Annotated in this window: 5 protein-coding genes; 4 read left to right on the forward strand and 1 reads right to left on the reverse strand. The window is 34.8% G+C overall.

All coding sequences use genetic code 11. From position 1 onward, the window contains the following. Positions 1-98 precede the first annotated feature (98 nt). The 4 genes from FPG59_RS11160 (at position 99) to bioB (ending at position 5,019) form a co-directional block, all read left to right on the forward strand. Positions 99-2,147 carry a M43 family zinc metalloprotease gene (locus FPG59_RS11160; protein ID WP_086454682.1) on the forward strand — a complete coding sequence of 683 codons (2,049 nt, stop codon included), beginning with the start codon at positions 99-101 and terminating at the stop codon, positions 2,145-2,147. A gap of 99 nt (positions 2,148-2,246) precedes the next feature. Further along, positions 2,247-3,173, forward strand: a complete 927-nt coding sequence (locus tag FPG59_RS11165) for a bifunctional riboflavin kinase/FAD synthetase (RefSeq protein ID WP_086454686.1) — start codon at positions 2,247-2,249, stop codon at positions 3,171-3,173. Positions 3,174-3,266: 93 nt separating this feature from the next. Further along, positions 3,267-3,722 carry a hypothetical protein gene (locus FPG59_RS11170; protein WP_086454683.1) on the forward strand — a complete coding sequence of 152 codons (456 nt, stop codon included), beginning with the start codon at positions 3,267-3,269 and terminating at the stop codon, positions 3,720-3,722. A 211-nt stretch (positions 3,723-3,933) separates the two neighbouring features. Beyond that, complete coding sequence (gene bioB, locus FPG59_RS11175) at positions 3,934-5,019, forward strand: biotin synthase BioB (RefSeq protein WP_086454684.1); 1,086 nt, start codon at positions 3,934-3,936, stop codon at positions 5,017-5,019. 84 nt (positions 5,020-5,103) lie between these two features. On the opposite strand, the gene FPG59_RS11180 is transcribed toward bioB, so the two are convergent. After that, entirely contained in the window at positions 5,104-8,271 is a 3,168-nt protein-coding gene (locus tag FPG59_RS11180; protein ID WP_086454685.1) for a LamG-like jellyroll fold domain-containing protein, read from the reverse strand. Between the last annotated feature and the right edge of the window lie 351 nt (positions 8,272-8,622).

Below are 8,622 nucleotides of genomic sequence, written 5' to 3' on the forward strand. Positions count from 1 at the left end.
ATATCAAATTTTTACTAAACTTAAAGTTAGCATGAATTTTCTTTAACTATTTTAGAAAAAAGATACAAAATTCCCTAATATAACAAGGTCCCAAACCTATGAAGAAAATTACCTACTTTTTATTTATTGCGCTCGGCTTATCTAACTTGGCAATTAGTCAAGAAAAAGTAACTGACGAAGGCTTCTTGTTCGGAAAAAAAAGAGCCATTTTACAAAACGAAGTCATTCGTTGTGCAACTACCGAATATGAAGAATATCTTAAGCTAAAAGACCCTAAAAGATTATCAGACTCTGAGTTTGAAAAATGGCTTAAACCCGTAATCATTAAAGAAATAAGCGAGAAAAAAATAAGCACCTCTTCACAAAGAACATCGGCCGTTATCACAATCCCCGTGGTAGTTCACATAATTCATAACGGAGATAATATTGGTGTAGATGAAAACATTTTTGATCAACAAGTAGCATCGCAAATTAGGGTTCTTAATGAAGATTTTAGAAGAAAATCAGGAACACCAGGATTCAACTCAAATCCTGTAGGTGCCGATATTGAAATAGAATTTGCATTAGCAAAAAGAGACCCGCAAGGCATTTTGTCAAACGGAATAAATCGCGTAAATCTAGGCGAAGTAAGCTGGTCCACTACAGATATTGATGACATAGTAAAACCACAGACGATTTGGAATCCTGACAAGTATCTTAATATTTGGGTTGTAAATTTCACAAGAGCAAACTTGTTGGGCTATGCACAATTTCCTAGTAATTCTAACTTACCTGGCTTGAGCCCAAATTCAAGCGTAGCAAATACCGATGGTGTTGTGCTAGGGTATAAATTCTTTGGATCAAGAGCCTATTTCCCAAATGGAACTTATGGATCCCCTTATGACGGAGGAAGAACAGCATCACATGAAGTAGGTCACTGGCTTGGTTTAAGACATATTTGGGGAGATGGCGGTTGTGACGTAGATGATTTTTGCGCAGACACACCTAATGCTGGTCAAGATAATGAAGGCTGCCCAGTAAATATAGATTCATGTCCTGATTCACCAGGATTAGACATGGTAGAAAACTATATGGACTACACCAATGATGGCTGTATGAATATCTTTACCCAAGATCAAAAATCTAGAATGATTTCCATAATGAATAATTCACCACGTAGAGCTTCCTTAAAAACATCAGATGCATTGACACCAGGAACAGTTTTTGCTAATGATGGCGCCATTAGAATTTCTAATCTCAATCTTACTACTTGCAATAATTCATTTGCTCCTACAATTGAAATAACCAATAAAGGAAACACAGCCTTAACAAGAGCTAGCATCCGTTTTGCCATAGACAATACTAGTTTTCAAACTGCAAATTTCACAGGCAATATCGCCCCAAATGCCACCCAATTAATTACACTAAACACCTTAACAACTACCGCTGGAAATCATTCTTTCAATGTTACATTAGAAACTGTAAACAATACTACAGACCAGAAAAATTCTGACAATAGTGCGGCTAGCAATTTTAAAATTTCAAAGAACTTTGCAGGAACAACCGTTACCTATAGATTACAAAGAGATAATTTTGGATCAGAAACAACTTGGAAACTCACTACCGCAGCAGGAGTCGTTTTGTATGAGGGCGGACCATACATGGACAACCCTGGAACAACAGCAAATCCCAACCCTGCATTACCTGAGCCCATTATTTTAAATTTTGAACTAGCTAATAACGCCTGTTACATTTTTACCATAGAAGACAGTGAAAGCGATGGCTTGTGTTGTGATTACGGCAGTGGCTCATATAGTTTAAATGCTACAAATGGCGAACTTATAGTATCTGGCGGAACTTCTTTTGATAAGGAAACAACCACATTTAGCATTGGTACACTTGGCGTAAACGATATCACAGAACCGGAAGGCATCGTGGTTTACCCAAACCCTACCAGTGACACAATCACCATAAAACTATCAAAACTAGAGGACACACCAGAATCCTACACCATAATTAATACAGCAGGTCATATAATTGAAACAAAGGAATTAGGTTTAGAAAATGACCTACAAATTTCGGTTTCTCACCTATCAGAAGGGTTATACTTTTTAAAACTTTCAAAAAAAGGAACACCATCTAAAACCATTCAGTTTATTAAGAAGTAAATAAATGATTTATGTCACAAAAAAGGGTTGAAGTTTTCAATCCTTTTTTAATTATATCAATAGGATACCGTAAATTTGCAGCATTATAAAACACTTGCTTTGAAGATTTTTCATTCTATAAACGATTTCCAGATTACCAAAAAAACAATTTTAACCCTTGGCACGTTTGATGGTGTACATATAGGTCATAAAAAAATCCTGCAAAAGCTAACACAAAATACGCCTAATGAGGATTATGAAAGTGTTGTTCTTACTTTTTTCCCACATCCAAGAATGGTTTTACAGGAAGACTCTAACATTAAACTGCTCAATACTATAAAAGAAAAGCAAGATCTACTTGAAGAGATTGGGATAGAAAATCTAGTCATTCATCCATTTGACGAAACTTTTTCGCAATTAACTGCCGAAGAATTTGTAAAAACAGTTTTAGTGGAAAAATTTCACGTCCAAAAAATAATCATTGGACACGACCATCGTTTTGGAAGAAATAGAACTGCCAATATTGATCATTTAATAGATTTTGGAAAACAATATGGTTTTGACGTGTCTCAGATATCGGTTCAAGAGCTTAACGAAATATCGGTTAGTTCAACAAAAATTCGCAATGCCATACTTGACGGCAACATTCAACTAGCAAATGATTACTTAGGGTACTCCTATTTTATTACCGGTACTGTCATTACTGGAAAACAACTAGGACGCACGATAGGTTTTCCTACTGCAAATATCAAAATAGAAGAGAACTATAAGCTCATACCACAAAACGGAGTATATCTAGTACAAGCAAGTATCAATTCTCAACTTATAAATGGTATGATGAACATAGGCACAAACCCTACTGTAGGCGCCCAAGAAAAATCTATTGAAATTCATTTTTTAGACTTTGATGCCGACATTTACAACCAAGAATTAAAGGTCTCTATTTTGCAAAGAATTCGAGATGAGAAAAAGTTCAATTCCCTGCAAGATTTACAAGAACAGTTGCAAAAAGACAAAGTAATTGCAAAAGAATACTTTAATAAATAACACGTTAACATATTAATTGCTTTTTTTTAATTAATTTTGGGTATTACTCTTTGTTTTTCAATAAGATATACATTAATTTAAAAGAACTGCGGTATGAAAATTCCAAAAGAATTATTAAACGGATTGGTTATTATTTTAGGAATAGGTCTCTATTTTTTAGTGATGGAACTACTTGGATTTGCAGACAACCCTATATTGAGAGTTTTTAATGTCCTATTTATTTTTTATGGTACTAATAGAACATTAAAACAAAATTACGCTGAAGGAAATACTGTTATGGTTTCTAATGCGGCATCTGCCTTTGCAACTGCATTTACAGGGGTTATTCTTAGCATTGCAGCATTAATTATATACAGCTATGCAAAAGGTGGAGAAGCATATATTGGATCACTATCAAAAACATTTCTATTTGGCGGAGAACCTACCATTATGACGTATTCCATTTCGCTTTTATTTGAAGGAATCAGTTCAGCTGTCATCGTAACATTCATGCTGTTACTATACTGGGACACCCGATACTCTAGTGATAAACATGGAGCTAAATCATAAACACACATCATTATAAATAGAGCAGCTTAGTAATTTACCTTTTAAAACCCAGCAAAGTAGTAAATTGATAGCTAAGCTTGTACATTTTAAAGTTTATTACAAACAACTTTAACTAATTTTGAGTCATTTAATTGCTTTTCTCTTTTCGAGAGGTTACCATTGTTACTTTAGAACAATTTAACTACTTTTGATGCATCAAAAATATGTATCGATGAGCATTAAAAGACACAATTGGACAAAAGACGAAATAATCGCAATATATAACAAACCCTTAATGGATTTGCTTTATGAAGCAGCCACTATTCATAGAGAACATCATGACCCAAACGTAGTTCAAGTATCTACACTGTTATCTATAAAAACTGGTGGATGCCCAGAAGATTGCGGCTACTGCCCACAAGCAGCGCGTTACCACACTGAGATTGAAGGGAATGATTTGATGTCTGTAAGCCAAGTAAAAGCGCAAGCATTACGTGCAAAATCTGGTGGTTCATCAAGAGTTTGTATGGGAGCTGCTTGGAGAAATGTTAAAGACGGACCAGAATTTGACCAAGTTCTTGAAATGGTACGTACGATTAACAAACTTGACATGGAGGTTTGTTGCACACTAGGTATGATTACTGAAAACCAAGCGCAACGTCTTGCAGAAGCTGGTTTATACGCCTACAATCACAATCTTGACACTAGTGAAGAATACTATAAAGAAGTAATATCTACACGTGGTTTTGAAGACCGCATACAAACCATTGAAAACGTTCGTAAAACTAATGTAACGGTTTGTAGTGGTGGTATTATAGGAATGGGAGAAAGTATTGAAGATAGAGCAGGCATGTTGGTTGCTTTGTCGACTTTAAATCCGCAACCAGAATCGGTGCCAATTAACGCATTAGTTGCTGTAGAAGGCACTCCATTAGAAGAAGAAAAACCAGTTGAAATTTGGGAAATGATACGAATGGTAGCCACTACCAGAATCATAATGCCAGAAACGCAAGTACGACTTTCAGCAGGACGAATGAACATGAGTCGCGAAGGTCAAGCTATGTGCTTTTTTGCGGGAGCCAATTCTATTTTTGCTGGAGATAAATTATTAACTACTCCTAATCCTGATGTAAATGAGGATATGAAAATGTTTGAAATGTTAGGTTTAAATCCTCAAAAACCATTCATAAAAGTTTCACAACCTCAAACAGTAGAGGCCGAAGATTCTCAATATGCTCCTCTTGGCGAAAAACCTAAATGGTCAAGACCAGGACACACTATTGAAAGAAACCTTGAAGCTTCTGGCAAAGAAAAATAACAGATTACATATTATTTTTACCATAAAAAAACTCCATTTTTAAGAAATGGAGTTTTTTTTTAAAGGTATTCAAGGTGTACTGTATTAATAGATAATTTTATTAGTGACTACATTACCGTTTTTTAGAACTGTTTTTACAATCAACACTTGTTGCGCTGCAGGCAAACTTGATATAGAAAATGTAAAGGCATCTACTTTTTGTTTTTCATAGATAGCAGTTCCTGATACAGTGTACACATAAATCTTATCAATAGACTCCATTCCCGAATCTACTTTGATCACTTTATTCTTTACTGAAACAAGGACTTGATTTGACTTAACATCAACATCATCAACACCTAGTGTTTTATCAGTGTAACGCAATACAAATCTTTCGTTAAAAATACCTTTACCTGTTTCAAAAGTATATGGGCCTTGTTTTAAATCATGCACTATGCTTTTAATTTTATCTTCAAGGTAAATTTTTCTAGAAGCCAATAGACCATCAACCTGATCTATACCAATTGAAAAATTACCTTGAATAGTAGTACTATACCCTAACGGGATTTCATCATTCTCTTCAAATGGAAGTGCTCTACCTTGAATGGTTAATGTTTTGTTTTCATTAACACTATAAAAATCTACAAATTCATTTCCATTAAAACTCAGTCCATCATAAGTGCTATCGTAATTATTTGTAGCTCCCGAGATATAACCTACTAACATCTGTTTAAAAGCGCCTTGCGTATTGGTTAAATTCAACCAAACACGATGTTTTTCAATAGCAGAAGCGCTTTTTGATTTGCTTGCAGTAGTTTTGAAAAACTGACTGTTGTCTAGAATTGTATTACCAGCACCCATACGCATGTTATTGTTAAAAACAATTGATGTTCCAGTCATGTTCTCAAGTGTACTTGCAAAGAAAGCTTGTCCAGCTGCAATTTTACCTGTTGGTCTGTATGGATTTGTAATAGACTTATCAGGATCACTTGCAGCCACAGCAACACCTCCTGTAGTATTATAAGTAGCATAATCATCTGCGGAGTAGGCAAAAAAGCCTGTACCAGGATTACTCACACCTACTCCTCTAGCTGTGTTATGTGTCCAAAAATATAAAGTCCCAAAAAGTACATTGGAATTTGCAGCGATAAACGCATCAGCATCTAGTGCAGAAGGATATGGATTCCCTATTAAATACGGCTTAAAAGCCACAACAGGACTTAAAGCAAATGAACCATTATGAGGTATTCCCTCAAAAACACCTAAATAAGGACTTAGTGGTGAAGGTGGAGTAGCTGTGTTTTCTGGAGCTCTTATAATGTATCCTATTCCTTTACCCATTAAATTTTGAGGGTCTTCTTGTGAATATGCCTCAGTTACGGGATTAAAAGAATAATACCTACCCGGATTCGTTAAAGGAGACAAATCAAATAACTTTTGATTTGAAACTGGTGATGACCAGTAAGTATAATCAAATCTTTTTATTGGTGTAGTTTCTCTTTGATATTTTATATTTCCGGTATTTGCAACATCATTTACTTGTACTAAACTAGCATTGTTCTCAAAAGTCAACATTCCATTTACAGTAAGTTTGTCCTGAAGTTTCATACTAACTCCTGTTGATACAACAGCATTTATTCCCGTATTAACGGTACAATTACAAAGCTGCACATCAGCAGTTATAGGAGTATTTGAATTAATAACACCCAGCATATCAATAGTAGGCGTCACTGACCATCCAGACGCGGTGTAAGTAGTGGTGGTTACGGGATCAATTATCACATTTCCTGTAGGCAATGAAGTACAGCCCCCACTTGCAACAGCAAATTGATAGGTTCCTGGTGCTAAACCGGATATTGTAGTTTCTGAACCTGAACCATTAATTGATTGGCTTGACGAGCCAGTTCTTATTAATGTCCAAGAACCCGAAGGCAAACCAGTTAATCGTATGCTTCCTGTAGGTGTAATACAGTTTGGCTTTGTTATTACTCCAATTAAAGGAGTTGTAACATTATTTGTAGCACCAACAGTAAAAGGAGTTGTTCTTGAACACCCTTGATTAACTGTAATATTTAAATTATATACCCCAGGTTTAAGTCCTGTTAAAGACTTACTTGTTGAAGGAGTAAAACCTGCTACACTAGATGTCCAATTGTATGTACTTTGATCTACCCAAAGAGGCAATGTTACTCCATTAAAAACTCCATTACTAGGAGCGGGTGTTGTACTACTTATTGGAGCTACAGTTGTTCCCGAACCTTCAGTAAAATTATATCCAGCCAACAATCCTACTTGTTTAGAATTATATAGTGTAAACCCCGAAGCCAAACCTTTTATTTCATCAATAGAGAGCGCTCTACTCCAAAAACCTACATTTGAAATCTCACCTACAAAACCAACTCCACCAACATCTATAACCCCCCAACCTATTTTTGTTGTATAGGTTGTGTTACTTCCATAATTTGATGTTGTATTATTTACAGATCCAACTTCATTTCCATCAACATAAAGCTTTAAAGATGTACCATTCCCCACAGCTGCAATATGATGCCAAGCGTTATCACTTGGATAATTTGCTAATGGAGATGTAACAGTCCCACCTCCAGCAGTATAACACAATAAATTATTACCCTCAAAGCCAAACTCAACAACATCGTTTTGCCCAAATAATGACATTCTGTTTCTATACTTGGTTTTATCAAATTTTATCCAGCCTTCTGCTGAAAACCGGCTTCTATTAGATAATAATCTGCCACCCAAATCAACGTAAGGATCTGCTGGAGTTGCAGCTGTTGTTGTCTTCACACCATTAAACAATAAAGATGATGGATAAAATTGATTCGTAATAGCAATACTACCATTAGAATCATTCGGACAAGAGGCATTAGTTATATTTGCCGTAGGAACGGCTGGAACTTTATAAAACAAAACACTTGTATTTGGATTTTGTAAAGTAGCTGGACAACTGTTACTTGCAGTTACCGAAACCAATGTAAATGGTGTTGTTTGAGTAAGTACATCATTGATAACGATATCAGAATTGCTTGTGTAATTAAGAACCGTAGTCTGTACATTTGTTATTTCATTTCTATAAACTACTGTAAAAGGACTTACCCCGCCCGTTATTGCAACTTTCAATTTGATTGTTCCAGGAGAAACTAAATTGCAAGATGAATTTGTACTTGTAATTGAAGCTGTATAGCTAACACATTGTCCAAAAGCCGGAAGTAAAAGAAAAAGGAAAAAGATTATGATGAGTATTTTTTTATTCATAAGACAGTATTTTGAAAGGTTAATCTTAATTTATATTAGGGCTCAAAATTTATTAAAATCTAAATTTTTGAAATATACAATCACGTTTTAAATTAAAAACAAATTAATCGCTATACTACTTATTTTAACGATGAAGTGCTATAAATTCAACATTAGTAACACCATATAAAAGCGGCCAATTAATTAAGGTCATCAAATTAATAAATTTAAAATTTGAAACAAAAAAAATGCCACTAAACAACTCTTAAGATGATTTTAAAATTGTTTCACACTTAATCTTATTTACGAATAATTTTACCAATCGGATTTAGATTCAAATGGCTGTATTAAAATTTGTTAATAAACAATTTA

The organism is Flavobacterium sp. FPG59 (assembly GCF_002150205.1).
Lineage (GTDB): Bacteria > Bacteroidota > Bacteroidia > Flavobacteriales > Flavobacteriaceae > Flavobacterium.